Genomic DNA, 25,358 nt, shown 5'->3' on the forward strand with positions numbered 1-25,358 from the left:
CAGTTGCAGTTGGACAAGAAGACGAAGAACTCGAAAAAAACCTGAATCTATCGTGAAATTATTTCCTGGCTGCCGTCATCGAGGGTGCGGATGGCCACCGGCAAAAAGCTCGGCAAGGCCTTGAGCAGCGCATCGGTGTTGTCGGATTTGAACACGCTGGTCAGGCGCAGATTGCCCACTTTGGCATTGCCAACCGACAGCGGTTTTTCCCGATAACGCGACACTTCCTCGGCCACTTCGCTGAGACTGGCGTTGTTGAACACCAGTTTGCCGCTGCGCCATGCGGTCAGTTCTGCAGGGTTGACCGCATAGGCAGCGGCCACTTTGCCCTGGGCATTGATGCGAGTACCAAGGCCGGCGGTGAGGCTGACGAAATCGTCGCCGTCCCCTTGAACCTTGACCGTGCCCTGCTCCACCGCAACCCGGGTTTCGGCGCTGTCGCGGCGCACGTCGAACCGGGTGCCGGTGACCGTGACCTTGCCGCTGCCCGCCTCGACCACGAATGGGCGACTGCTGTCGTGCTCGACGCTGAACATCGCCTCGCCTTGCGTCAACTCGATGCCGCGACGATCCCTTTCATAGCGCACCTGCACCCGGCTGCGGCTGTTCAGATCAATCACCGAACCGTCCGGCAACGCCACATGCCGACGCTCGCCAAGGGCTGTGGAATATTCCGCTGTGTAGGCCGCTGGATGGTTCAAACCACTGAACAACCCCAGGCCGAGCGCCACCGCCAACACGCTGGCGGCCACCGCGTAACGCACCAGCGGACGACGCTTACTGCGCGCCGCCGGGGTTTCACACAAGGCGTGCAGACGCTTGGCCGGCAGCCGATCGGCCGCCACCCACAGGTTCTGGAGTATCTGATATTCGTTGCGATGCTGAGGGTGTTCGTCCAGCCAGATCTCGAAGAGGCGCTGCTCTTGGGCGCTGACGGCAGGTTCCTGCAAACGCACAAACCACCGCGCCGCGTCGTCGCGAACCGTTGTTTGCCCGCACGCACAATCACGAGTATCCATCATGGAAAGTCCTGTTTGGCTGGGGATGAGAAGCCGGCGATCTGTTCGGGACCACGCACAATCATGGTTGTAACCCGTCCAGACGATCACGCAGATGCCGCAGGGTGCGGATCATATACTTTTCCACCATGTTCCTGGACAGCCCCAGGCGTTCGGCGATTTCGGCCTGGGTCAGGCCTTCGATCTTCTGCCAGACGAACACCTTGCGGCAGTTGAGCGGCAACTCGGTGAGCGCCCGCTCGATGGAATCGGCCAACTGGATCGCGTGCATGAAATGCTCCGGGTCGCCGGACGACGACACACTGTGATCGATCGCTTCCGACTCCATGGCGCCCCGCCGATCCTCACGCCGATAACCGTCCACCGCGATGTTGCGCGCGGTCTGGTGCAAATACGCCCGAGGTTGCTGCACCGCCGCCGAATCGGACTCGAGCACCCGCACGAAGGTGTCATGGGCCAGGTCCTCGGCCTGCTGACGATTTCTCAGGCGACGGGTCCAGGTGCCGATCAACTCTTCGTAATGCTCGAAAAAGCCGGGTCTGCGGGGCAGCTTGGGGGTCATTGCGGTGTGCTGTGGGGAGGAGGCGTGAATAGTAATGCTTCCTATTAAACATAAGCAATGGATTCCACTACCGGTGTCCCTCTACAAGCTATCGTACTCAGGCCTCCCGGAGGATTGATCCGCAGCCCTCGGGAAATGGGCAATTAGAGGCAAGAACTGTCGAAGTGGCTTGCCCCTGTTGGGTGGCAAAGCGGCCCCAAATCAGCCATTGCAGTGATCCGACAAGTGCGTGGCAGAAGCTGCTTCCCGATCACAAAAAATGCTCCATACCTTTCGATGCGGAGCATTTTCCCTGTAGACGTCCTGATTTACCTCTGGCCGCCAATTTCATCACAAGTCTCGCCCACAGCATTCACCAAACGAACCCGAATATCAGCAAACGTGGGTGAGCCACCATTAATGGTATACGAAGCACGAGCCGAACCATTTCTAATGGGCTTGATATGCTGAAAATAGTCACCAATGGTCTTTTCCACACCGTCAGCGATATCACTTTTCGTCACAAAATGATTCAGTGATGTCTCCGTGTCCGGGATGGGGGACGTACCCGCATCGTCGCTGAACCCCAGCCATGAAAGCTTAAGCACCGCCCCAATTTGTACGCCGGTCAACGGTTCGAGTTTGACGCGTATCCCATTTATTGGATTGGATCTACAAATTATGGATCCATTAAATGCATCGGGAAAAGTGATGTTGCTCATATGTTATCTCCAAAGTTCGTCATAAGTATTCCCCCTGCAGAGTTCAACCAGCCATCCACTGGGTTATTCGATTTAGAACCAGAACTCTCAAAGTGACTACTGTCAGAAATAACAGGTTAATTAGACTTATTCCTCATAAGAGTCCCTGTCCATGAAGTTCAAATGTGTGGACTTGCTCACGAAGAGGGTGTGTCAGCAACATTAAATGTTGACTGATATGCCCTCCTCGCGAGCAAAGGGATGCCTGTGTTTAGATGTTTTTCTTGTCGATCCCGGCTTGTAACGATTGGCTGTCGTAATGACCGCCGAGGGTTATGGGCCCGAGTTTGACGCTGTGCTCCCCGGCGGCGGAAACGTCGGGTTTACTGCCCTCGGCTTGCGGTTTTTCTGGCAGGTCGAGCCCTGCGTTGACCCCGTAATCGCGGTTACGCAGGTCGGTGGTGCTGACCTTGGAGCCCGCTAAATCCACGCGACCTTCAGATGAAGCGATCCGCGCGCCGGTCAATTGCGTTGGCCCATCCACCTTGAGATTCACGCCTTGTGTGCCGCTGATTCCAGAGGCTTGGCCGACGCTGTCTGTATGGGCATAACCGGCATCCAGTTTCAGGGTCGGCTTGTAATCCGTCCCGCCCGGTTTAGTGTTGTCGGCCACTTTGTCCTTGTCAGCGGGCGCTGCTTTCTTGCCGGTCAAACCGAGGTCAACATCGACCTTGGTGCTGGTCTGGCTGTCCTGGCGACTTTCCACGGTCAGGTCGCCACCGACCTTGCCGCTGACTGTCGTTGCATCGATCCGCGCCCCCACCAAATGCGCATCGCCAGTGCTGTTCAACACCACACTGTCAGCCTTGATCTGGCTGTTTTGCTGAGTCGTGCCTTGCAGGTAATCCACGCCCACCTTGGCCCCGGCATTGAAGCCATGATCACTCTTGGCGACGTCTTTTTCGTTGGTGACCGTCGGTGTGCTGTTGCTCAGATTACCGCCGGCATTCAGTGCCACATTCCAATTAGTACGGTTCTGCGTGGACTGGGCGGACTCTTGATAGATCCCGCCGCTCTGCGCATCGAGGCTGATACTCGGGGCGCTGACCTGGGTGCCTTGCAGGTGGATTGAATCGCCGCTGAGTTGAATCTTGTCCTGGCTGTTGAGCTGGCCACCGGTGAGGGCCTGGCCGCTTTCATTGACCCGACCGATGTTGAAGTTGGCACTCAGGTTGCCGCCCTGATCGCTGCTTTTCTCGGTGCTGGTTTTGCTGCCACCCACCTTCAAACCGCCACCGAGATTGCTGCCGGTGGCGCGATGGGTGTCGGTGGCCGCTTGCAGGTCGAGTTTGCCGTCGGCCTTCAGGTCGATGGTGCCACGGGTGTCGACTGTCGTCCCTCGCAGGATCTGGTCGCCGCCGCTGCTCAACTGCACCGGGCCTTTGCCCTCGATACTTGCCACACGGGCCTGGCTGTCCTGAGTCTGATTGCCTGTATGGTCGAGTTGGAAACCGGCGCCAAGATCAACATTCGTGCCGTTGGTGCCTGGCGCCGTGCCAACATTCAACGAGCCATTACCACGCAGGCTGGAGGTTTCGCTGCTCTGGTGGTCGTTGGCCTGATTCAACGCCAGTTCACCACCGGTCTTGATCGAAACACCGCCCTGCCCGCCATTGAACTGGCTGCCCTCAAACTGGCCGTCATTACGCAGGTTGATGTTCACGCCCTGGCTGCCGGCATAGCCAGCGACCACCCCGGTGGAACTGTCTTTGCGCGTGTGGCTGCTGCCGCCCGCTCCGCTGCCGCTGACATTCACGTCCTCACCGGTTTTGGTGTAGACCCGCACGTCAGCCTTGGCGTCCAGCGCCTGGTCGGTGCTGCTATGGGTATTACTTGCAGCGCTGGCCACCAGATTGTCGGCACTGATGCTCACCGTGCCCGCGCTCGCCTGGTATTGAGTGCCCCGATCCTGCAACGTGCCGGCGACGTTCACGCCCACCGTGCCGCCCTTGAACTGGCTGACCACGGCGTGGCTGTTTTGCTCGGTGTGGCTGGCGTTCTGATGACCGATCGCCACGTCGATACCGACATTCGGCCGGCCGAGGTTGGCGAGTGCGTCCTTGTCCGGCACCTTGCCGTCCAGCACGCCTTTGACCGCTGTTGCGATCGGTCGGGCGATGTCCTTGTACTCGACGTTGGCACCGATGTCCGCCGACCAGTTGATGTCTTTATGAGTGCTGCTGTCGGTGTTGCTCGCAGCCCGATTCTCGACCTCGCCCGCAGCGACAGTCAGACCTTTGCCAGCATCAAGACGCGCACCTTCCGTGGTGAGTTTGCCGGTGTTGATGTTCAGGTTGCCGCTGCTCTGCACGCGGGTGGTTTGTGCGGTGGTTTTGTTCGTGGTGTCCTGGGAGGTGCCGCGGGCGAAATCGACGCCGCTGCCGGCGCGATCGAGGCCGCCGGTGTAGTAGAAACCGCCGCTGGTGCTGCTCTTGTCCGTCGAGGTGCTGTGGCTGTCCTGCTCGGCCGTTAGCGACACGTTTTTACCGCTCAGGGTCGCGTCGCCGTGGGTGGCTTTGACGTCGGCACCTTTAAGGGTCAGCTCACCGCCCGCGGCCAGTTGCACGTTAGCGCCGCTGAGGCTGGCGCCCTGCTGGCTCACATCATTGCTGCTCGTGGTTTGTTGCTTGCCTTCATAATGCACACCGGCGCGGTACTGGCCGGCGCCCGGTGCGTTTTCCTTGGCATAGGCGTCGAAGCCACGGGTCTCGGTGGTGTTGCCGGACTCGTGGGTGTTTTGCGCGGAATGCACGTTGATATCGCCCGCCGCCTCGGCGCCGAGGGTGCCGTTGGCCTTGACCGTGGCGCCGGCCACGTCGAGGTCTTTGGCGCTCTTGAGCTTGAGGTTGCTGTCGGACGTCAGCTCGCTGCGCACCGTGGTGCTGTCCTTGCTGTTTTGACGGGATTCATCCTTGGTGATGCCGAAAAACGTGCTGTCCTTGTCGTGGCGGTTGGCATGTGAAGTGTCCTGCACGCCATCGATTATCAGCGAGCCTTTGTCGCTGATCACACTGGCCTCGCTACCACCGCGCACCTGGCTACCGCTGATGCGCACGTCGTCTGCCTTGACGATCAGTTTGCCGCCGGCGTTGACCTTGCTGCCCTGGTTCAGGGTTTTGCCCTGATCCCCATCGCCGGTCTTGCCGAAGAAACCACCTCCCACCAAATCACCGGAATAGCGATTGTCGCTGTTGCGCCGGGTGCGGCTGGCGCTGGTGATTTCTACCCGTTTGCCGGCGAGCTGGATATCCCCCTTACTGCTCAACTCCGCGCCCTCGGCACGTAACAACGCCGCAGTGGCCAGGGCGATGTTGCCGCCCTTTAACTGGCTGGTAATGCTGCGCTGATCTTCGCTGCTGGTGTCCCAGTTGGCCTTCCACAAGTGTTTGCGGTGGTTGCCCTGATCGGTTTGGGTATGGCTTTCGGTGGCGGCTGTCAGGCGCAGATCGCCGCCGCTCTGGACGTTGAGGATGTTGGCGGCATCGACCTTGGCCGCTTTGAGTTCGGTGTCGCCACCGGACGACAATTGCGCGTCACGGCGGGCGACAATCTGGCTGCCGTGTTGACGCGAATCGCTGTCGGTCTGGGTCCTGTCGTAGGTTTCCCAGGTGATGCCGATGGTGCTGTTGCTCCAGTTTTCGCGCTTCTCTTGAAGCTTGCGGCTCTCGACGGTGGTCAAGGTCAGGTTGCGCTTGGCCTCGACCTTGACATCACGGCCGCTGACGTCGGCGGCGGCCAGGGTCAAGTCCCTGCCACTGTGCAGACCGACATCGCCCTGGCTGCTGCGCACGCTGGCGCGAGTTACATCAAGGCTGTCGGGAACCGCCTGGCCGCTGATGCTCAGGTCACCGGCGGAACGAATCTGCACGCCGTCACGACCGTCGACCTGCACCGGGCCGACCCGCACGCCAGCGCCTTCGGCGGTGCTGACAATGTTGATGCGCCCGGCTTGCATGGCGCCAAACAGGCTGGCGTCGATGCGTTGCTCCTGAGTGTTGCCGGCCGGGTCCACGGTTTTCACCTGGCCGCTGGCGTAATCCACCTGGTTGCGGCCAATAGTGAGGTTCAATTGATCCCGGGCGCTGAGGCTGCCCTGGCTGTCGATGCGCGGGGCGATCAGGTTGATCGAACCTTCGCGGTTTTGCAGGCCTGCGCCTTGAATCTGCAAGGAGCCGGTGGCATCGCGGGTGCTGAGGGCTTGCAGCTTGCCGTCATTCAGTTCCGGGCGACCGACCACCAGATTGGCGTTTGGGGTGTTGATGAAACTGCCACCGTTGACCGAGATGCCGTTGGGGTTGGCCAACACGTAATCGGCGGCGCGGCCGAAGATTTCCTGGGCGCCGTTGAGGGCCGACGGGTTGCGGCTGATCACTTCATTGAGGATCACGCTCGCGGCCTGCCCCTGGAGTTGCGGGTTGGCCGCCAGTTGCCCGGCGAGTTGCGACTGACCGGCTTGCAAGGCGTTGTTGAGCACCAGGCCCTGACGGTCGACGTTGTAGTCCAGAAACTGGTTATGGGACAGGCCGGAGCCGTTGGGCGCAACGATGTTGACGATGGGCACGCCACCTTGGGTTTGCAATTGCGCGGTGCCACCGGGACCTGGCGCGACCACCACGCCCCCCGCCAGCGCGTTGGGCAGGTGCGCGATCAGGAACAGGCTGGCAATCGCCCAGCGCAGTTTGCCCCGAGGGGAAAGATGGAACGCAAATGTCTGTGCAGGCATAAAAACCTCTCGATTTAAGTGCGGCATCACGTTGCGCGCTGAGTTATTGGCCGTGGCTGTAGCGCTCAGGTCCGACGGCTGTTTGTCGGTATTCATATCTGCAACCCCACGCGCATCAGCCAGGTCTCGGGCTCATGCTGCAAACCGCTGGGAGTGTTGAGGCTGCGTTGGTAATCGACGTCGACTTGCAGGTTTTTCCAGCTCAAATTGATCCCGGCGCTGGCCCCGCTCAGGCGTTGCCCCTGAGCACCGTGGTCAGCCTTGATCCAGCCGTTGTCCAGGCCCAGGCGCGGAGTGATTTGCAGCGCCAGGCTGCTGCGTAAGGGCAGGCGCAAGGTGTTGCGCCAGATCGCGCCGCTGGCACCGGACGCACTATTGACCCGATAACCACGCACCGCGGAATCGTCGGTGGCCAACAGTTGCTCGATGGCTGGCAGCGGATCGGGGCTGTATTGCACGTTGAACTGGCTCTGCCATTGCCAGGCTTGCTGGCCGAACTGGCCGTTGCGCCACTGGCTGAGGCCGGCGCGGTATTTGCGAAACTGCGCCTTGGGCAGGTTGTTGAGCTGACGCTGGTCATCGTCGTCGGCACCGAGCCAGCGCAGGCCCTGTGCGTAATTGATGTCCAGGTTCCACACCGCGCTGTTGAGCCAGAACAGGTTCAGGCCGGCTTCGGCCACGGTCAGGGTCGGGCTCTGGATGCCGAGGCGAACGTTTTCCAGGTAACTGTCGACGTCCTTGTGGGCCAATTGCAGGTTGGCGCTCAACTGACGGCTTTGATCGCGCCACAGCACCCGGTCGGCGCGCAGGCTCAGTTGATCGGTGATGCCGGTGCTGTGGAAGGTCAGCGTGCTGAGTTTGAATGGCGCGCGGTATTCGGCGTGGCTGGCGAACAGGCTATAAGTCCAGTAACCGTAGGGAATGGCGTAGTACAGGCTGGCGTTGCGGCTATAGCGATCGCCCTGATTGAGGGTGTCGCTGACGTTCAGATTGAACGCGTCGTTGAGCTCCAGCGGGCTGTCCAGGCTCAGGTTCAACGTGTCGCGATCGCGCCCGGTGCTGGCGCTGCCGAGGTTGTCCACGCCCAGGCCCAATGCCCAGCGCGACTGTCCGCGGGTGCGCGAACGCAGGATCAGCCGGGAAGCACCGGGCTGGCTGCCGGGGGCGATGTCCGCGGTCAAGTCCACGGAGCGCAGACGGTTCAACTGATCCAGGCCCTGCTCCAGATCCCGCAGGTTCAGTGGCTTGCCGAGCATCCCGGGGAACGCACCGCCGAGGGATACCGGCAAGCTCTGGTCGGCCAGTTCGATGGACTCGACGTAGCCTTCATCGACCACGATATCCAGCGACTGCCCCGCCGCCGGCGCGCTGCTGAGGTACGGCCGACTGGCGATGTAACCCGCCTCGACATACAGACCGGTGATGGTCGCCAACAGATGGTTGATCTGCCTGACGCCCATGCACGACGACAGCTGCGGTTTGATTCGTTCGTTGAGTGCCTGGCTGCTGATCAGCGTCACGCCACCAATGCGCGTTCCGCTCAGGGGCCAACAGCGCTCATCGACCGGCACCGTGGCAGGAACGGCAGGCGTGACCGGCGCCGCACCGAAACTGCCGCGCTCCAGTTGTCGGCGGCGCTGCTCCAGTTGCAGTTGTTGCAAGTCGCGCTGTTGCTGTTGCTGCTGGCGCAGTGCCTCCTGGCCTGGAGCGGCGGGTTCGGCGGCCTTGAGCGAGGAAGCACTCAGGCTCAGCAGCAAGGCCGGCAACAGTGTGCAGAGCGAGGGATGACGACGAAAAACAGCGCGAAACGAATACGGCACTCAACATCCTTGCGATCATGAAATGGCCTAATGCCATTCCATTAATGCGAGTGATAGTCAGATCGTTCCTACGCAAATGCAAGACGTGTCCTACAACGCTTACATTTCTTAAACAATTGATCAGCTTTTTGCCCTCGTCAGCAGCAAGGCCAGTACCCCGCACAGCATCAGGGTTTCCCCCAACGCCTGACCCCAGGCGACGAATATCAGCCCACCACCGATCAGCAGGTAATACAACAAACCGAACAGTGCGCCTGCAGTGCCCAGCCGATCACCGTAATTGGCCAAGGCCGCGCCGAGGATGTTCGGAATCGCCATACCGAATGCCAATACCACCAGCAGCATCGCCAGAACGAACAGACCGCTGTCCTGCATCAGCCATACGCCGATACCACCCAGCAATGCCGACAACGCTGCAAGCCGGATCAACCGCGGGGCACTCACCCCTCGATGGAGCAGGCGCTTGTTGAGCCAGGCGCCAAGCCCGGAGCCCAGGGCCAGGACTGCACCGCTATAACCGAACAATTGCGCACTCAAGCCCTGGCGCTCGAATACGAAAGGGCCAACGCTGTAGTAGCTGAACAAGGCAACGTTGAATAACGCCACCAATAGCGTCGAACGCCAGATATCGCGGTCTTGCAGCATCCGCCACAGTGTCTCGAACAGCTTGGCCGTGGTCGGGTGCTGTGGTCGGGTTTCCGGTAACGTGCGCAAGCACCACAGCAACAACCCGAGAGACAGCAACAACAGACAGCCCTGCACGCCTCGATACCCGAAGGCTTGCACCAGACTCGCACCGCTGAACAAGCCGATCGCCGGACTCGCGGCAAGGGCGATACCCATCACCGAAAACACCTGCGCCAGTTCCGCGCCCTTAAAGCGGTCGCGCAGCAGGGTTTGCGTCACCACCGAGCCGACCGCCGCGCCAAATGCAGCCAGCGCCTGAGCCACCAGTAGCGCGCCGAAGGTGCTGGCACTCAGCGCCATCACCGACGCGCCGGCGTACAACGCCAGCCCGGTGAGCATCGAGGGCCGACGGCCAATACGGTCGCACACCCGCCCCCACACCACCACACCGAACGCAAAGGCCACGAAATACACCGACAGCGTTTGCGCCGCCGCTTCGGGACCGACGGCAAACACCTGACCGATATCCGCCAACGCCGGGCTGTAAAGCGTTTGGGCGATTTGCGGGAACATCAGCAAGGCGATCGCCAGCACCAACAGGCCTCTGGAATTGATCACGACTTCACTCCTCAAGAAAAAACTGCAGAGGAGTTTAAGAAGCCGTGACTGACGTATTATCCAAATAATGACAAATAATCGTTAAAATCGGACAACTTATGGCCTGGCTCGACGCCGACGCACAATTTGACCCCGACACTTACCCGGCCCCGGTGATCGGTATCGCTGCAACCCTGGGCGATCACGATTCCGGACTTCATCGACACGCGCGCGGGCAGTTGTTGTTCACGCCTCATGGCTGCACGCGCATCACACTGGCGCAGCAGTTGTGCCTGTTGCCGCCGTCCCGCGCTGCGTGGATCCCGCCGGGTACTACGCACCGCGCCGTGATGCAGCAGAGCGTGGACTATCGATCGATTTACCTGACACCTGCGTTGTGCGCCGACCTGCCACAACAGGTTTGCATCATTGAAGTCAGCCCGCTGCTGCGAGCGGTGCTGGAACCGATTGCCGGGGCCGACTTCGACACCGATTGGCAACAGGGCAAGTTCGTCCACCTGTTGGGCCTGTGCCTGAGCGAAATACGCGATGCCACGCAACAACCGATGCTCTTGCCTCTGCCTCGGGATAAGCGTCTGGCGCCACTGCTCACGACGCCAGAGCAACTACCGCCGGAGCTCCAAGTGCTGGAAAGACAGATCGGTGCCAGCAGCCGGACGATCAGTCGAATCTTCCGGCGCGAAACCGGCATGAGCTATCAGCAATGGCGCCAACAGTGGCGGCTGATGCGCGCCATGGAACTACTCGCCACCGGGCGCAACCTCAGTTACAGCGCATTTGAACTGGGGTTTGCCAGCGACAGCGCGTTCATTGCGTTCTTCAAGGACATGACCGGCATCACCCCTGGCGCGTGGCTTAGATAGGCGACGACTGGCAGCAAAAATCCATTGCCACAAAATATTACTTGCATCATATTACATTCGTAATAAAGCACCGTTTCTCACAGGTATTTTTCCATGACCAGCATGCCCAGCCTTGAACCCGACCTTGCTGTCGAAGTGAACCCACCCAAGCCTCCCCTGCTGAAACGGCTGGTGCTGCTGACGGCGGCCATCGCAGCCCTGGTGTTTATCGGACTGTACGCGAGCCATTGGTGGACTGCCGGGCGCTTCATCGAAGAAACCGACGATGCCTACATTGGTGGCGACGTCACGGTGATCGGCCCGAAAGTCGCGGGGTATATCGAAGAGGTACTGGTGACCGACAACCAGAGAGTCAAGGCCGGCGATGTGCTGGTCCGGCTCGACGCCCGTGACTATCGCGCCAACCTGGCCAAGGCCGAAGGCGCGGTAGCCGCTGAAGAAGCGCTGCTCGCCAACCTCGACGCCACCGAACAACTGCAACACGCGGTGATCGGCCAGGCCCGTGCCGGCATTGATGCCGCAGGCGCCGAAACCGCGCGCTCGCGGGACGACAACTCCCGCTACAAACGCTTGGTCAGCAGCAATGCCGTCTCGGTGGAAAGCGCGCAACGGGTCGACGCCACCTTCAAGACTGCCCAGGCGCAGAGTGCCCGGGCCCAGGCCGAATTGCTCGCCGCGCAACGCCAGTTGAACGTGATCGAAACCCAGAAACAACAAGCCCGCGCAGCGTTGATACAGGCGCGGGCCGAGCGTGATCTGGCGCAGTTGAACGTCGGCTACACCGAATTGAAAGCCCCCGTCGATGGCGTGATCGGCAATCGTCGGGCGCGGGTCGGCGCTTATGCCCAGGCCGGTTCGCAACTGTTGTCGTTGGTGCCGGCCAGCGGATTGTGGGTCGATGCCAATTTCAAGGAGGATCAGCTAGCGCGGATGACCCCGGGCCAGCGTGTGATCGTGCATGCCGACGTGCTCAAAGGGCGTGAATTCCACGGGCATCTGGACAGCCTCGCGCCGGCCAGCGGTTCGCAGTTCAGCGTGCTGCCACCGGAAAACGCCACCGGCAACTTCACCAAAATCGTCCAGCGGGTGCCGGTGCGGATCCTGCTCGACCCGGCGGATGGCGTACTCGGTCATCTGCGTCCAGGCCTGTCGGTGACGGCCGAAGTGGACACCCGCGCCGAGCCTGAAACTCAAACCCCAACCGTGGCCAGCGCGCCATGAGCCGCGCCCTCGCCGCCCCCGCGCAACCGTTCAACGCCGCCAACATGGCGACAGCGACCAAGGTGTTCGCCTTCGCCACGATGTGCATCGGCATGTTCATTGCGCTGCTGGATATCCAGATCGTCTCGGCGTCGCTGCGTGACATCGGCGGCGGACTTTCGGCCGGCACCGACGAAACTGCCTGGGTGCAGACCAGTTACCTGATCGCCGAAATCATCGTGATTCCACTGTCGGGCTGGTTGTCCCGGGTGTTCTCGACCCGTTGGCTGTTCTGCGCTTCGGCGGTGGGTTTCACCTTGGCCAGCCTGCTCTGCGGCGTGGCATGGAACATCCAGAGCATGATCGCCTTCCGCGCCCTGCAAGGGTTTCTCGGTGGCTCGATGATTCCGCTGGTGTTCACCACCGCGTTCTTTTTCTTCAGCGGCAAGCAACGGGTGATCGCCGCCGCGACCATCGGCGCCGTAGCCTCGCTGGCACCGACATTGGGGCCGGTGATCGGCGGCTGGATCACTGACATTTCGTCCTGGCACTGGCTGTTCTACATCAACCTGGTGCCAGGGATTTTCGTCGCGGTGGCAGTGCCGATGCTGGTGAAAATCGACCAGCCGGAACTGTCGCTGCTCAAGGGCGCCGACTACCTGAGCATGCTGTTCATGGCGGTGTTTCTCGGTTGCCTGGAATACACCCTCGAAGAAGGCCCACGCTGGAACTGGTTCAGCGACAGCACGATTCTGACCACCGCGTGGATCAGTGGCCTGGCCGGATTGGCCTTCATTGGTCGAACCTTGCACGTGACCAACCCGATCGTCGATCTGCGCGCCTTGAAGGACCGCAACTTCGCCCTCGGTTGTTTCTTTTCGTTCGTCACCGGGATCGGCCTGTTCGCGACGATTTACCTGACGCCGCTGTTTCTCGGCCGGGTGCGCGGCTACAGCGCGCTGGACATTGGCCTGGCGGTTTTTTCCACCGGGGTGTTCCAGATTATGGCGATTCCGCTGTACGCCTTTTTGGCCAATCGCATCGACCTGCGCTGGATCATGATGACCGGCCTTGGGCTGTTCGCCCTGTCGATGTGGGATTTCAGCCCGATCACCCACGACTGGGGCGCCAGGGAATTGATACTGCCGCAAGCCTTGCGCGGAATCGCGCAGCAACTGGCGGTGCCGCCGGCGGTGACCCTGACCCTTGGCGGGTTGGCACCGGCTCGGCTGAAACATGCCTCGGGGTTGTTCAACCTGATGCGTAACCTCGGCGGCGCGATGGGCATCGCCGCGTGCGCGACGATTCTCAATGACCGCACCAACCTGCACTTCACCCGGTTGGCGGAGAACCTCAACAGCACCAACGAAGCACTCAATCAGTGGCTGTCCCAGGTCGGCCACAACTTCGCCGCCCTCGGCCAGAGCGGTGACATCGGCGTCACCGCCAGCCTGCATCAACTGTGGCTGCTGACCTACCGCGAAGCGCAGACGCAAACCTACGGCGACGCGTTCCTGATGATCATGGTCTGTTTCATTCTCGCCACGGCGATGGTGCCCTTGATGCGCAAGGTGCAACCACCGGCCGCGCCGAGTGCCGATGCGCATTGAGTCCGGCGCTACTGCAAAGAATCAGGCCTGAGGCATTTTGCGGAAACCCACCGCCAGGCGGTTCCAGCTGTTGATGGTGGAAATCGCCACGGTCAGGTCGATCATTTCCTTGGGGCTGAACTCGGCGCTGAGCAGCGCATAGTCTTCGTCCGGTGCGTGGGTCAGGCTCAGTTGAGTCAAGGACTCGGTCCAGGCCAGCGCGGCGCGCTCACGATCGGTGAAGAACGGTGCCTCGCGCCAGGCTGTCACGGCGAACAGCCGGCGTGGCGTTTCCCCGCCTTTGATGGCATCGGCAGTGTGCATGTCGATGCAAAAGGCACAACCGTTGATCTGCGACGCGCGCAGCTTGACCAGTTCGATCAGCGACTTTTCCAACGGCAATTTCGAGACAGCGGTTTCCAGGGCCATCATGGCCTTGAGGGCATCTGGGGAGGCGGTGTAGAAATCGATACGAGGTTGCATGGCGAGCTCCAATCACAGTGGGTGTTGGTGCTACGTTAATGCGGACCCGAGGTTGAACAAATAGCCAATTATTGGGAAGTTGAGGATGCCAATGGACCAGAAGACTTCAGTGATGGTACCGACGCCTTCGCGAACAGGCAATCAACCCATCAGAGGCTACGGCTGCGCAACCACTGCAAAAACCCCTTCTTCGCCACCACCTTCGGCACCTCCTGCATCAGCGTTTGAGCTGTATGCATACGGAAATCCAGCAAGGCCTTCATCGCCTCATTGATGTCATGACGCGCATCCAGGCACGGCTTGAGGTATTCCTTCTCGATGCGATAAAGCGTGCAAAAGGTCTTGGCCGTAAAGTCGGCGAGCGCCGATTCATCGGAAAGAATCCCGGCCTCGCCAATCACCTCTCCCGGCCCCATACGCGCGGCTTCGAACTTGCCGCCGCCGCGGCTCAGGGCTACCGACACCACGCCGGACTCGATGATGAACAGGTGATCGCTGACCTCCCCCGCCGGCAGGATCATTTCGCCAGCGCGGAAGGTTTGTAGCGTCATGTTCTGGCTGAAGGTTTCTTTCTCTTCCTGACGCAGAGTCGAGAAAATGCTCGAGCTGTCCAGCAGCGCCCGCGGCCGTGACAAGGCAGCAGGCGCGTTAGGCTCGACGCTCGACAACAGGCTGACACCGGATGCCTGCAAATGCCGGTACGCCAGGTCGAACAACTGATTACGCACCATGCGCTTCTGATCCATGGACACCACGAAACCGCTGATTTCGTATTCCACGCCGGTGCTGCCGGAGCTTTTCAACGCCACGTTCGGCGCCGGTTTGCTCAACAGAAAGCGGCACCCCTGCATGGCCCGCTCCAGTGCATCGATCACTTTTTGCGGACGAGCGTGAGGGCTCACTTGCAAGCTGATCGAGACGCCGAAAATGTCACTGGGGCGGCTGAAGTTGACGATCTTGGCCTTGGCCGCCAGGGAGTTGGGAATCACCGCCATGCTGCCTTGCGCGGTTTGCAGGCGCGTGGCGCGCCAGTCAATGTCGGTGACCCGGCCTTCGATGCCATCGATGGAGATCCAGTCATCCAGTTGATAGGGTTTGGTGGTGTTCAGGACGATCCCGGAGAACACGTCGCTGAGGGTGCTTTGCAGGGCCAGGCCGACGATGATCGCCAACGCACCGGACGTCGCCAGTACGCCCTTGACCGGCAACTCAAGCACGTACGCCAGGGCGGCGATGACCGCGATCAGGAAAATCACCGCGCCGAGCAGGTCCTGCAACAAACGCCCGGTGTGCCCGACCCGTTGCATCATCAGGGTGCCGATCAATACCGTCAGGGTGCGCGCTGCATACAACCACCAGCCGATCTGCAAACCGGTTGCCGCCAGGTGCAACGGCACATTGTCGGCCCAGGGCGCCGGCGCCATGGGGTTCAAGCCTTCATTGAACAGCAGCACGCTGAACAGCGAGAAAATCACCAGCCGCACTGCCAGTTTCCAGTTACTGCCGCTGGCGGTAATCAAGCGCCACAACACCAGATCGATCAGGATCAGGGCCAGCGCGCACAGCAACGGATGATCGGTGAGCAGTGACTGCATCAAATAACTCCAGCAAAGGCCAATGGCGTGAAGATCTCACAGATTGTAGGAGCTGGCGAAGCCTGCGATCTGCAAAACACCACAAAACCAATGTGGGAGATTCCAGGTTGCAGAGCAACCCACTACTGCGTTGAATTCAATCGCTCATCCGGCCGAACCGGCCGGACTGGAAGTCGGCGAAGGCCTGGTGGATCTCTTGCTCGGTGTTCATCACAAACGGGCCGTGGCCGACGATGGGTTCGTCAATCGGCTCGCCGCTGAGCAGCAGCACTACGGCGTCATTGTTGGCTTCCAGGCTGAGCTGATCACCGTTGCGTTCGAACAACGCCAACTGCCCTTCACGCACCAGTTCCCTCTGGTTGACCTGCACCGTGCCGCGCAGCACGACCAGTGCTGTGTTACGTCCTTCGTGCAGATCCAGGGTCAGCAACTTGCCGGCGTTCAAGCGAACGTCCCACACGTCGATTGATGTGAAGGTCCGTGCCGGGCCTTTGTGGCCGTCGAACTCACCGGCGATCAAGCGCAGGCTGCCGGCGTTGTTTTTCAGCGGGACGCTCGGGATGTCGCCATCGAGAATCGTCTGGTAACCGGGCTCGGCCATCTTGTCCCTGGCAGGCAAGTTGACCCACAGCTGGACCATTTCCAGGGTGCCGCCGGTTTTGGCGAAACCTTCGGAGTGGAACTCTTCATGAAGAATCCCCGAGGCCGCGGTCATCCATTGCACGTCGCCGGGGCCGATCTTGCCGCCGCTGCCGGTGGAGTCACGGTGTTCCAGCTCGCCCTTGTAGACGATCGTCACAGTTTCGAACCCACGGTGCGGATGCTGACCAACGCCACGACGCTCGGTGGTCGGGGTGAAATCGGCGGGACCGGCGTGATCCAGCAGCAGGAACGGGCTGATGTGTTTGCCCAGGTTGTCATAGGAAAACAGCGTGCGAACCGGAAAACCGTCGCCGACCCAGTGAGGTCGTGGGCTGGTGTAGATGCCGATGATGTTTTTCATCTTTGCCTCCGAATCTGTTGTATGACGCGATGGACAAAGCTTAAGACTGCGGTCTTTGCTGCGCTAGACTGCGAAAATCAGCCTTAGCGTTCTATTTGGAGAACGATGGTGGAAGACCTCGACACCCTCCCCCATCGATCTTTTGATCTTCCAACGACCCATTCATGACTTGCGGTAAACAGTGCTTTGCCAAACCAGCGGTTTTTCTCAAGGGTGCAGCCGGGGATACTCCCGCCCATTCCCACTGCAACCCCTGGAGTCATTGATGTCTATTCCCGCATTCGGTCTTGGTACGTTTCGCCTGCAAGGCCAAGTGGTCATCGATTCGGTGAGCACCGGTCTTGAACTGGGCTACCGGGTCATCGACACCGCGCAAATCTACGAAAACGAAGCCGAGGTCGGCCAGGCTATCGCTGCCAGCGGCATTGCCCGTGAAGAGCTGTTCATCACCAGCAAAATCTGGGTCGCCAATTACGCCAAAGAGCGGTTGATCGACAGCCTCAAGGAGAGCCTGGATAAGCTGCAAACCGACTATCTCGACCTGACCCTGATCCACTGGCCGTCGCCGGAAGATCAGGTGCCGGTCGAAGAATTCATGGGTGCGCTGCTCGAAGCCAAACGACTGGGCCTGACCCGCCGGATCGGCGTGTCGAACTTCACGGTCGACCTGATGAAGCAAGCTATCGCTGCGGTCGGCGCCGAGCACATCGCCACCAACCAGATCGAGCTGCACCCGTACCTGCAAAACCGCAAGGTCGTCGAATTCGCGCAAAGCCAGGGCATCCAGATCACCTCTTACATGACCCTGGCCTACGGCGAAGTGCTGAAAGATCCGCTCATCCAGCAGATCGCCGATCGTCTTCAGGCGACACCGGCCCAGGTCACCCTGGCCTGGGCCATGCAACTGGGGTACGCGGTGATCCCCTCTTCCACCAAACGCGCCAACCTGCAAAGCAATCTGCACGCCTGCACCCTGACCCTGAGCGACGCCGACATGGCGCTGATCGCGGGCCTGGATCGCGGCCAGCGGCTGACCAGCCCCAAAGGCATTGCGCCGCAGTGGGATTGAGCTTCAGCCTTGGTTCAAGTGCTTGTCCAGCGATGACATCGCGTGCTGCAACTGATCGACCGCTTCGTCGAGCAGCACCGAATCCCCCACATCGATGACACGCTCCAGTTGCTCGCAATGTTCGACCAAGCGCTGCGCCCGAACCATGCGCGCACCGCCCTTGATGCGATGCGCCAGGTCGCGCAGCACACGGTGATTGCCACTGGCGTGCGCCTGGAGCAGATCATCCCGGTCCACCCGGTTGGTCACCGTCAGTTCGCGCACCAGACGATCAATCAACGTGCGGTCCGCACCGACGTATTGCTCGAGGCCACTCAGGTCCATCTCGGGCGTTGATGGTTCTTCGATGCGCTCTGGCGCCTGACTGGCAAACCTGGACGCCAGCCAAGCGTTCAAATCCGCCAGCAGGATGGGTTTGAACAGGCAGTCGTCCATGCCTGCCTCCAGGCATCGGGCCTTCTCCTCGGGCTGCGCATTGGCGGTAAACCCCAGAATCAGCGTCGGCGGCAATCCCTTGGCGCGCTCTTCATCACGTATGGCACCCGCCAGTTCATAACCACTGAGCCTCGGCATATTGCAGTCGGTGACGACCAGATCGAAGCCACGCTCGCGCCACAGCTTAAGCCCCCGTGTACCCTCTTCAGCCTCCAGAGCATGATGCCCCAAGTGGCTCAGTTGCCGTGAAAGCAACAATCGATTGGCCGGGTGATCGTCGACCACCAGAATCGTCAGTGACCGCGTCGGCGCCTGCAACCCGATATCGCCCCCCTCACTGGAAGGCAACAGTTGCAATGCGATCAGCTCAAGGTTGACGTCGACCCGCGTGCCTTGCCCAAGAACGCTGTCGAGTTGCAAACGCCCCCCCATCATTTCGCACAGGGTGCGGCTAATCACCAACCCCAGACCAGAACCACTTCGGGCTGACTGTCGGCCGTTATCGGCCTGAATAAACGGGCTGAACAACCGTTGTCGGTCGACGGTGCTGATGCCAATGCCGGTGTCTTCAATGCGCACGCTGACCGCCAGATGCCCAGGCGTAACGGGCGCTACCCGCAGCGTCAGGCTCACCTGCCCCTCATGGGTGAACTTGATGGCGTTGCTCAGCAGATTGGACAACACCTGCTTGAAACGGGTGGGGTCGATCAATACGTCGCAGTCGCTGTGTTCGTCCAGATCGATTCGCCACGCCAACGCTTTCTGTCGTGCAAGGCCTTCGAAAACCCGGCATACCGCCGCCACCAGAGCCCGCAGATTGGCCCGTTCAGGGCTCAGGGATAAATGCCCGGACTCGATCCGCGCTATATCCAGAATGTCGCCGATCAGCGCCAGCAATTGTTGCGCGGCACTGGACGCCACCTCAATGGCGCAACGGTCGGTGACGCCCTCGTCCGCACGTTTCAGGGCCAGTTCAAGCATGCCGATCAGAGCACTCATCGGCGTGCGGATCTCATGACTCATGGTCGCCAGAAAGGTGGTTTTGGCGCGATTGGCATCGTCCGCCACGTCCTTGGCGTCCTGCAATTGCTGCAACCATTGCTGGCGCTGGCGGATCTGCCGGCGCTGCCAGGCGATCCAGCCCAGGGCGAGCAACAGCAAGGCGCCGGCCACGGCAAATGCCTGAAGAATGCCTTGGCGATGACGCAGCCAATAGCTGTCATCCACCACCACATCATGGCTCCAGCGCGCCACCAGATCGTCCATTTCCTGAGGCGAAATGCTCAGCAATGCCTTGTTCAGAATCGAGTGCAACTCCAGCGCATCACGGCCGGTCGCCAGAGCGATGCGCGCCGGTTCATCGCCCACGGTACTGCTGATGCGCAGACGCCCGCTGTAATACCGGGCAATCAGGTAGCGGGTAATGAACAATGAACTGAGCGCGGCATCGGCCTCCCCCTTCATGACCATTTCCAGGCCTTGGGCCGGGCCTTGTACATCCAGCATCCGCACCTGCGGTACCCTGGCAAGAATGAATGCGCGCATTGGATGACTGTGATAAATCGCCAGGCGTTTGCCGGCCAGATCGTCCAGCGTCCTCGGACTGCCGGGGGTGACTGCACTGACCAGCGTGTATGGATTGGTGACGTAAGGGCTGGTAAAACGCAGCCCGGCTACACCTTCAGTCGTGGGGATGAGAGCCGGCAATACGTCGATCTCGCCAGCCTTGAGTCGCTGGATCTGCTCGTCCAGGGATTGGCCCCGCAGCACGTTGAAGTTCAAACCGCTACGTTGGCTGATCAGCGTCAACAATTGCGCGGTCAACCCGCTGAATCGCCCTTCGGCATCATAGAAAGTCAAAGGCGCAAAGTCCCCGACCACTCCAACCCTCACCGTCGGATGCTGATCCTGCCAGCGCCGTTCACTGGCGCTCAGACTCACTCGCTGCAGACCCAGCCGATTGGCACGGCCGGCACTCCATCGTTGCTCGATGGCAGAGCGTTGCTCCATCGGGATCGCCGCCAGTGCCTTGTCGACGATGTTTTTCAGGCGCGTATTGTCCCGCGCCAATGCGAAACCGAACGGGTTGGCGTCAAGGCCGGATGGCCCCATCAACTGAACGTTATTGCGGTAGTTGTTGTTGATCAGGTAATTGGCACTGATAAGGTCCCCGAGATAGACATCATCCTGCCCATATGCCACGGCTCCGAGTGCATCGAGTGCCGATGGGTAACGTTGCAGATCAGCCTTGGGATAGAAGGTTTTGACGGTCTGCTCCGGCAGATAGTCGGAGACCATGGCGATGCGTTTACCAGCCAGATCCTCGGGCATACGCTCCTCCAGTCTGGTGACCAGAATCGGCTGATCTTCGGCATAGGCGCTGGTTCGATTCAGTTCGGGATCGACGGCCTCGAAGCTGTTCGAGGTTCCCAGCAGATCCAGGTCTTTGCGTTTGAGTGCCTCCATCGCCGACTCGCGTGTGCCATAGCGCAGCACCTCGATATTGACGTGCAGCAGTTGCGCAAGCAGCTCGACGTAATCGGCGGTAATGCCCTCCAGTTCATCGTGATTGCGCGTCACTTCGAAAGGCGGGTAGTCCGGCCCCGTTACTCCGACGCGCAACACCCGCTTGCTGATCAGCCAATTGCGATCATCCATATCCAGCTGGACGGCATAGCCCTCCACCGTGGAGCGCCCCAGCAGGCGTAATGACTTAGGCTCGTCGGCTACCGCGACCAGTGCCTGCGATACAAGACATAGCATCAACACACACAGGAAGATGCGCACGGTCGGGTTCACTCAGATCAGCTGATTGCGCTTGGCGAAATCGCGCAGGTGCACTGCTGCATTCACCCCCAGTTTTTCGATCAAGCGGGTCTTGTAGGTGCTGACGGTCTTGTGACTCAGGTGCATAAGCTCGGCGATGGCCTTGTTACTCATGCCCTGGGCCAAATACCGCAGGATTGTCAGTTCACGGTTGGAAAGTTTATCGATCATCTCTTTTTCGCTGCGTTGCCGGGGGTCCTGCGATCCCGCAGGCAACGCAGCGAAAATGGTGTAACCGGACATGACGGCGTGCACGGCTTTTTGCAATTGTTGCAAGGAGCGGGTCTTGGCGACATAAGCCATGGCCCCGGCGCGCATGCAACGCTCTTGAAAAAACAGCGGATCCAGGGAAGTGAAAACCAGTACCAGACATAACCAGCCATTGGCCTTGATCCGGTCCAGCAGATCCAGCCCATCGCCACCGGGCATCACCAGATCCAGTACCACCAGATCGACTGCATGCTCACGAAGTATCGACAAGGCCTCGCCAACACTGGACGCCTCATAAATGACTTTGAAACCTTCCCACTCAAGTACAAGTCTGACTGCAGCGCCTACCACCGGATGATCGTCCACAATCAGCGCTTTCTTCATGGCAATTCCTTTGCAAAAACTCAACGATTGCCCGCCGGTAACCGCCGGGATAGACGCAGCGGCTGCGCAATGACTGTTGCACGGAAAGCAGGAGAAATGTACCTGTCAGAAATGATAGTACCGACGAACGGTAACCCTGAACTCAACCAATTCGTCGTCGACTCCGCTCGTGATCCAGAAGCGGCGCAGCTTCATACACAGACAGATCGATGCGCGCCATCAGCCGTCGGATGGCTGCCAAATCCGGCAGAGCCGCGTGGTCGTCATAGATCAAGGCGTGGTGAACCTGATGGTTATCGCGGAAGAACCCGGACAGATCCAATGACCCTTCCGCCAGTGAGGCATTGATGACCACCAGGTCGAACGGCTCGCAACCGTATTCGACCAGGTTCAGCATCTCGGCAAGGCTTTGCACCGGTGCCACCCGGTAATAACCGAGTTGGTTGAACAGCCGCTCGATTTTCATCCGGTGAAAATGCTGTTCGTCGGCGATCAGGATGCGCAAGGCTTTGTTGGTCATCGCGGGCCTCCAGGTCAATGGCTGATGAGTGAGGCGGCAAGGCTACGGAAGACTCGGGGAGCGCTCTGTAGGACTTTTCCTAAAAATAGAAGGCTCTGTCCGACTGAAAGATCAAAAGATCGTCCGAACGCGGCCCGAGCCTTCGGCAGCTCCTGCGTTTGGCAGCATTACTGCCAGCCAAACCGCCGAATATAGAAGCCTTTAACCGCCTGGGTCAGCCCCATGTACGCCAGCAAAATCACCGGCAGGAACACGAAATACAGCGACGGCAGCGCCTGCAGTTTGAAGTAATGCGCCAGCGGCCCCATTGGCAAGAAAATGCCCACGGCCATGATGATGCCCGTCATCACCAGCAGCGGCATGGCGGCGCGGCTTTGCAGGAACGGGACCTTCGGCGTGCGGATCATGTGCACGATCAGCGTCTGGGTCAGCAGCCCGACCACGAACCAGCCGGACTGGAACAACGTCTGGTGGTCCGGGGTATTGGCATCGAACACGTACCACATCAAGGCAAAGGTGCTGATGTCGAAGATCGAACTGATCGGTCCGAAAAACAGCATGAAGCGCCCTACATCCGCCGGCTGCCAGCGTTGTGGTTGTTTCAGCATCTCGTCATCGACGTTATCAAACGGGATGGCGATCTGCGAAATGTCATAGAGCAGGTTCTGCACCAGCAGGTGCATCGGCAGCATTGGCAGAAACGGGATGAACGCACTGGCCACCAGCACCGAGAACACATTGCCGAAGTTCGAGCTGGCGGTCATTTTGATGTACTTGAGCATGTTGGCGAAGGTCCGCCGCCCTTCCAGCACACCCTCCTCCAGCACCATCAAGCTCTTTTCCAGAAGAATGATGTCCGCCGCTTCCTTGGCGATGTCCACCGCGCTGTCCACCGAAATGCCGATGTCGGCAGTACGCAGGGCCGGCGCATCGTTGATGCCGTCGCCCATGAAGCCGACCACATGGCCGTTGCCCTTGAGCAGACGGACGATGCGTTCCTTGTGCGACGGCGTGAGTTTGGCGAAGACGTTGGTGGTCTCCACCGCCACCGCCAGTTCGGCGTCGCTCATGCGTTCGATGTCGTTGCCCATCAGCAGGCCTTGCTGCTCCAGCCCGACTTCGCGGCAGATTTTCGCGGTCACCAGTTCGTTATCGCCGGTCAGCACTTTTACCGCCACACCGTGCGCGGCCAGGGCCTTGAGTGCCGGTGCGGTGCTTTCCTTCGGTGGATCGAGGAAAGCCACATAACCAATCAGCGTCAGTGCCTGTTCATCGGCCAGGCTGTAAGTGTCGCGCCCCTCGATCATCGGCCGCGCCGCCACCGCCACCACCCGCAGGCCTTCGGCATTGAAGGTGGCGGTGACCTGGCGAATCCGCGCCAGCAATTCATCGCTCAGCGCCTCGTCGGCATCGCCATGGCGCACCCGGGTGCACACCGCCAGCACTTCTTCCACCGCACCTTTGCAGATCAGCAGGTGCGGCTGATCACGCTCGGCCACCACCACCGACATGCGCCGACGGGTGAAGTCGAACGGAATCTCGTCGACCTTGCGAAACGCCGTGCCGACTTTCAGCTCACGGTGGATTTCCACGTGCTCCAGCACGGCCACGTCCAGCAGGTTTTTCAGGCCGGTCTGGTAGTAGCTGTTGAGGTAGGCCATCTCCAGCACGTCATCGGAATCGTTGCCCCAGACATCGACGTTGCGCGCGAGAAAGATTTTGTCCTGGGTCAGGGTGCCGGTCTTGTCGGTGCACAGCACGTCCATGGCGCCGAAGTTCTGGATCGCGTCGAGGCGTTTGACGATGACTTTTTTGCGCGACAGGAACACCGCGCCCTTGGCCAGCGTCGAGGTGACAATCATCGGCAGCATTTCCGGGGTCAGGCCCACGGCGATCGACAGCGCGAACAGCAACGCTTCGGTCCAGTCACCCTTGGTGAACCCGTTGATGAACAACACCAGCGGCGCCATGACGAACATGAAGCGGATCAGCAACCAGCTGACTTTGTTGACTCCGGTCTGGAACGAGGTCGGCGCACGATCAGTGGCACCGACCCGCTGCGCCAGCGCGCCGAAATAGGTGTTGTTGCCGGTGGTGAGAATCAGCGCCATCGCCGTGCCGGACACCACGTTGGTGCCCATGAACAGGATGTTGTCGAGGTCCAGCGGGTTGTGGGTGTGGTTGTCCTGCTGACGAGGGAATTTCTCCACCGGCATCGATTCGCCGGTCATCGCGGCCTGGCTGACGAACAGGTCCTTGGCGTTGAGCACCCGGCAATCGGCAGGAATCATGTCACCGGCCGAGAGCACGATCAGGTCGCCCGGCACCAGTTGTTTGATCGGCAATTCAAGGCGTTGCGCACCGTTGTTCGCCACCTCCCGACGCATCACCGTGGCGGTGTTGCTGACCATTGCCTTGAGGGCGTCGGCGGCCTGGTTGGATTTGGTTTCCTGCCAGAAACGCAGCAAGGTCGAGAGCACCACCATGGAGAAAATCACGATGGCGGCTTTCAGGTCTTCGGTCAGCCAGGAGATCACCGCCAGCAGGGTCAGCAGCAGGTTGAACGGATTTTTGTAGCAGTGCCACAGGTGCGTCCACCACGGCAGCGGTTGCTCGTGCTCGACTTCATTGAGGCCGTATTGCTCGCGCAGCGCATCGGCCTCGGGTTCAGTCAGGCCGTCAGGGTGGCTGCCGAGGTTATCCAGCAATTGGCCGGTGTCGCTGTTGGCGGCGGCGACCAGGGTTTGCGCGAGCGTCGGCGGGACTTCACGGCTGACCGTGGTGTCGGTGAAGCTTTCCAGCAGCGCCAGTCGACGGAAGTGCCGGGCGATGTGACGGTTTCGCAGGAATCCTGCGAAGAATTCTTTCAGCCAGGTCAGGTTCATGGCAGTGCCCCCCAGGGTCAGCCGGGAAACCGTCGAGCAGGCGTGTCGAGGCGCTGCGATGACGACACGGGGTCGAACATCACACGCTGTTCAGCGTCGATGAGAGGACGTCGGGAGTCGGGCCAAACCGGCCACGATCGGGATGCCGCTGCTCGCTTTACGGCGAGACAACGGCACAAAAAGGCTG

The 25,358-nt window shown here is 60.3% G+C and carries 17 protein-coding genes; 4 read left to right on the forward strand and 13 right to left on the reverse strand.

Going from position 1 to position 25,358, the window contains the following annotated elements; all coding sequences use genetic code 11:
* Positions 1 to 47: 47 nt before the first annotated feature.
* The 6 genes from PMI21_RS27645 to PMI21_RS27620 form a co-directional block, all read right to left on the reverse strand.
* Positions 48 to 1,022, reverse strand: a complete 975-nt coding sequence (locus PMI21_RS27645) for a FecR family protein (RefSeq protein ID WP_007933070.1) — start codon at positions 1,020 to 1,022, stop codon at positions 48 to 50.
* A 58-nt stretch (positions 1,023 to 1,080) separates the two neighbouring features.
* Positions 1,081 to 1,581, reverse strand: coding sequence for a sigma-70 family RNA polymerase sigma factor (locus PMI21_RS27640; protein WP_007933071.1), 501 nt, complete (start codon positions 1,579 to 1,581; stop codon positions 1,081 to 1,083).
* Positions 1,582 to 1,889: 308 nt separating this feature from the next.
* Positions 1,890 to 2,282, reverse strand: coding sequence for a hypothetical protein (locus PMI21_RS27635; protein WP_007933072.1), 393 nt, complete (start codon positions 2,280 to 2,282; stop codon positions 1,890 to 1,892).
* A gap of 250 nt (positions 2,283 to 2,532) precedes the next feature.
* Positions 2,533 to 7,044, reverse strand: coding sequence for a hemagglutinin repeat-containing protein (locus PMI21_RS27630; RefSeq protein WP_007933073.1), 4,512 nt, complete (start codon positions 7,042 to 7,044; stop codon positions 2,533 to 2,535).
* Positions 7,045 to 7,136: 92 nt separating this feature from the next.
* A complete protein-coding gene (locus tag PMI21_RS27625; protein ID WP_007933074.1) occupies positions 7,137 to 8,864 on the reverse strand; it encodes a ShlB/FhaC/HecB family hemolysin secretion/activation protein in 1,728 nt (575 codons plus the stop codon).
* A gap of 120 nt (positions 8,865 to 8,984) precedes the next feature.
* Positions 8,985 to 10,106 carry an MFS transporter gene (locus PMI21_RS27620; RefSeq protein ID WP_033063769.1) on the reverse strand — a complete coding sequence of 374 codons (1,122 nt, stop codon included), beginning with the start codon at positions 10,104 to 10,106 and terminating at the stop codon, positions 8,985 to 8,987.
* 101 nt (positions 10,107 to 10,207) lie between these two features.
* On the opposite strand from PMI21_RS27620, the gene PMI21_RS27615 reads away from it, so the two are divergent.
* The 3 genes from PMI21_RS27615 to PMI21_RS27605 all read left to right on the forward strand — a co-directional run bounded on the left by PMI21_RS27615 (position 10,208) and on the right by PMI21_RS27605 (position 13,782).
* Complete coding sequence (locus PMI21_RS27615; RefSeq protein ID WP_007933076.1) at positions 10,208 to 10,972, forward strand: AraC family transcriptional regulator; 765 nt, start codon at positions 10,208 to 10,210, stop codon at positions 10,970 to 10,972.
* Positions 10,973 to 11,065: 93 nt separating this feature from the next.
* Positions 11,066 to 12,193: an HlyD family secretion protein gene (locus PMI21_RS27610; RefSeq protein WP_007933078.1), complete on the forward strand. Its 1,128-nt coding sequence runs from the start codon at positions 11,066 to 11,068 to the stop codon at positions 12,191 to 12,193.
* Positions 12,190 to 13,782, forward strand: a complete 1,593-nt coding sequence (locus PMI21_RS27605; protein WP_007933080.1) for a DHA2 family efflux MFS transporter permease subunit — start codon at positions 12,190 to 12,192, stop codon at positions 13,780 to 13,782. The genes PMI21_RS27610 and PMI21_RS27605 overlap by 4 nt, the downstream gene beginning before the upstream one ends.
* A 21-nt stretch (positions 13,783 to 13,803) precedes the next feature.
* Here PMI21_RS27605 and PMI21_RS27600 read toward each other — a convergent pair whose 3' ends face one another.
* The 3 genes from PMI21_RS27600 to PMI21_RS27590 form a co-directional block, all read right to left on the reverse strand.
* Positions 13,804 to 14,244: a carboxymuconolactone decarboxylase family protein gene (locus tag PMI21_RS27600; protein WP_007933082.1), complete on the reverse strand. Its 441-nt coding sequence runs from the start codon at positions 14,242 to 14,244 to the stop codon at positions 13,804 to 13,806.
* A 149-nt stretch (positions 14,245 to 14,393) separates the two neighbouring features.
* The gene (locus PMI21_RS27595; protein WP_007933085.1) at positions 14,394 to 15,839 is read right to left on the reverse strand and encodes a mechanosensitive ion channel family protein; all 1,446 of its coding nucleotides are present in this window, start codon (positions 15,837 to 15,839) and stop codon (positions 14,394 to 14,396) included.
* A gap of 136 nt (positions 15,840 to 15,975) precedes the next feature.
* Complete coding sequence (locus tag PMI21_RS27590; RefSeq protein WP_007933086.1) at positions 15,976 to 16,842, reverse strand: pirin family protein; 867 nt, start codon at positions 16,840 to 16,842, stop codon at positions 15,976 to 15,978.
* 265 nt (positions 16,843 to 17,107) lie between these two features.
* On the opposite strand from PMI21_RS27590, the gene dkgB reads away from it, so the two are divergent.
* Positions 17,108 to 17,911, forward strand: a complete 804-nt coding sequence (dkgB, locus tag PMI21_RS27585; protein WP_007933087.1) for a 2,5-didehydrogluconate reductase DkgB — start codon at positions 17,108 to 17,110, stop codon at positions 17,909 to 17,911.
* Between the two features lie 3 nt (positions 17,912 to 17,914).
* On the opposite strand, the gene PMI21_RS27580 is transcribed toward dkgB, so the two are convergent.
* From PMI21_RS27580 to mgtA, 4 genes are all read right to left on the reverse strand, one after another.
* Entirely contained in the window at positions 17,915 to 21,145 is a 3,231-nt protein-coding gene (locus tag PMI21_RS27580; protein ID WP_050550108.1) for a transporter substrate-binding domain-containing protein, read from the reverse strand.
* Entirely contained in the window at positions 21,146 to 21,766 is a 621-nt protein-coding gene (locus PMI21_RS27575; RefSeq protein ID WP_007933089.1) for a response regulator transcription factor, read from the reverse strand.
* Between the two features lie 142 nt (positions 21,767 to 21,908).
* Positions 21,909 to 22,286, reverse strand: a complete 378-nt coding sequence (locus PMI21_RS27570; protein WP_007933091.1) for a hypothetical protein — start codon at positions 22,284 to 22,286, stop codon at positions 21,909 to 21,911.
* 167 nt (positions 22,287 to 22,453) lie between these two features.
* Positions 22,454 to 25,171 carry a magnesium-translocating P-type ATPase gene (mgtA, locus tag PMI21_RS27565; protein ID WP_007933092.1) on the reverse strand — a complete coding sequence of 906 codons (2,718 nt, stop codon included), beginning with the start codon at positions 25,169 to 25,171 and terminating at the stop codon, positions 22,454 to 22,456.
* Positions 25,172 to 25,358 lie beyond the last annotated feature (187 nt).

This window comes from Pseudomonas sp. GM18 (assembly GCF_000282195.1).
Lineage (GTDB): Bacteria > Pseudomonadota > Gammaproteobacteria > Pseudomonadales > Pseudomonadaceae > Aquipseudomonas.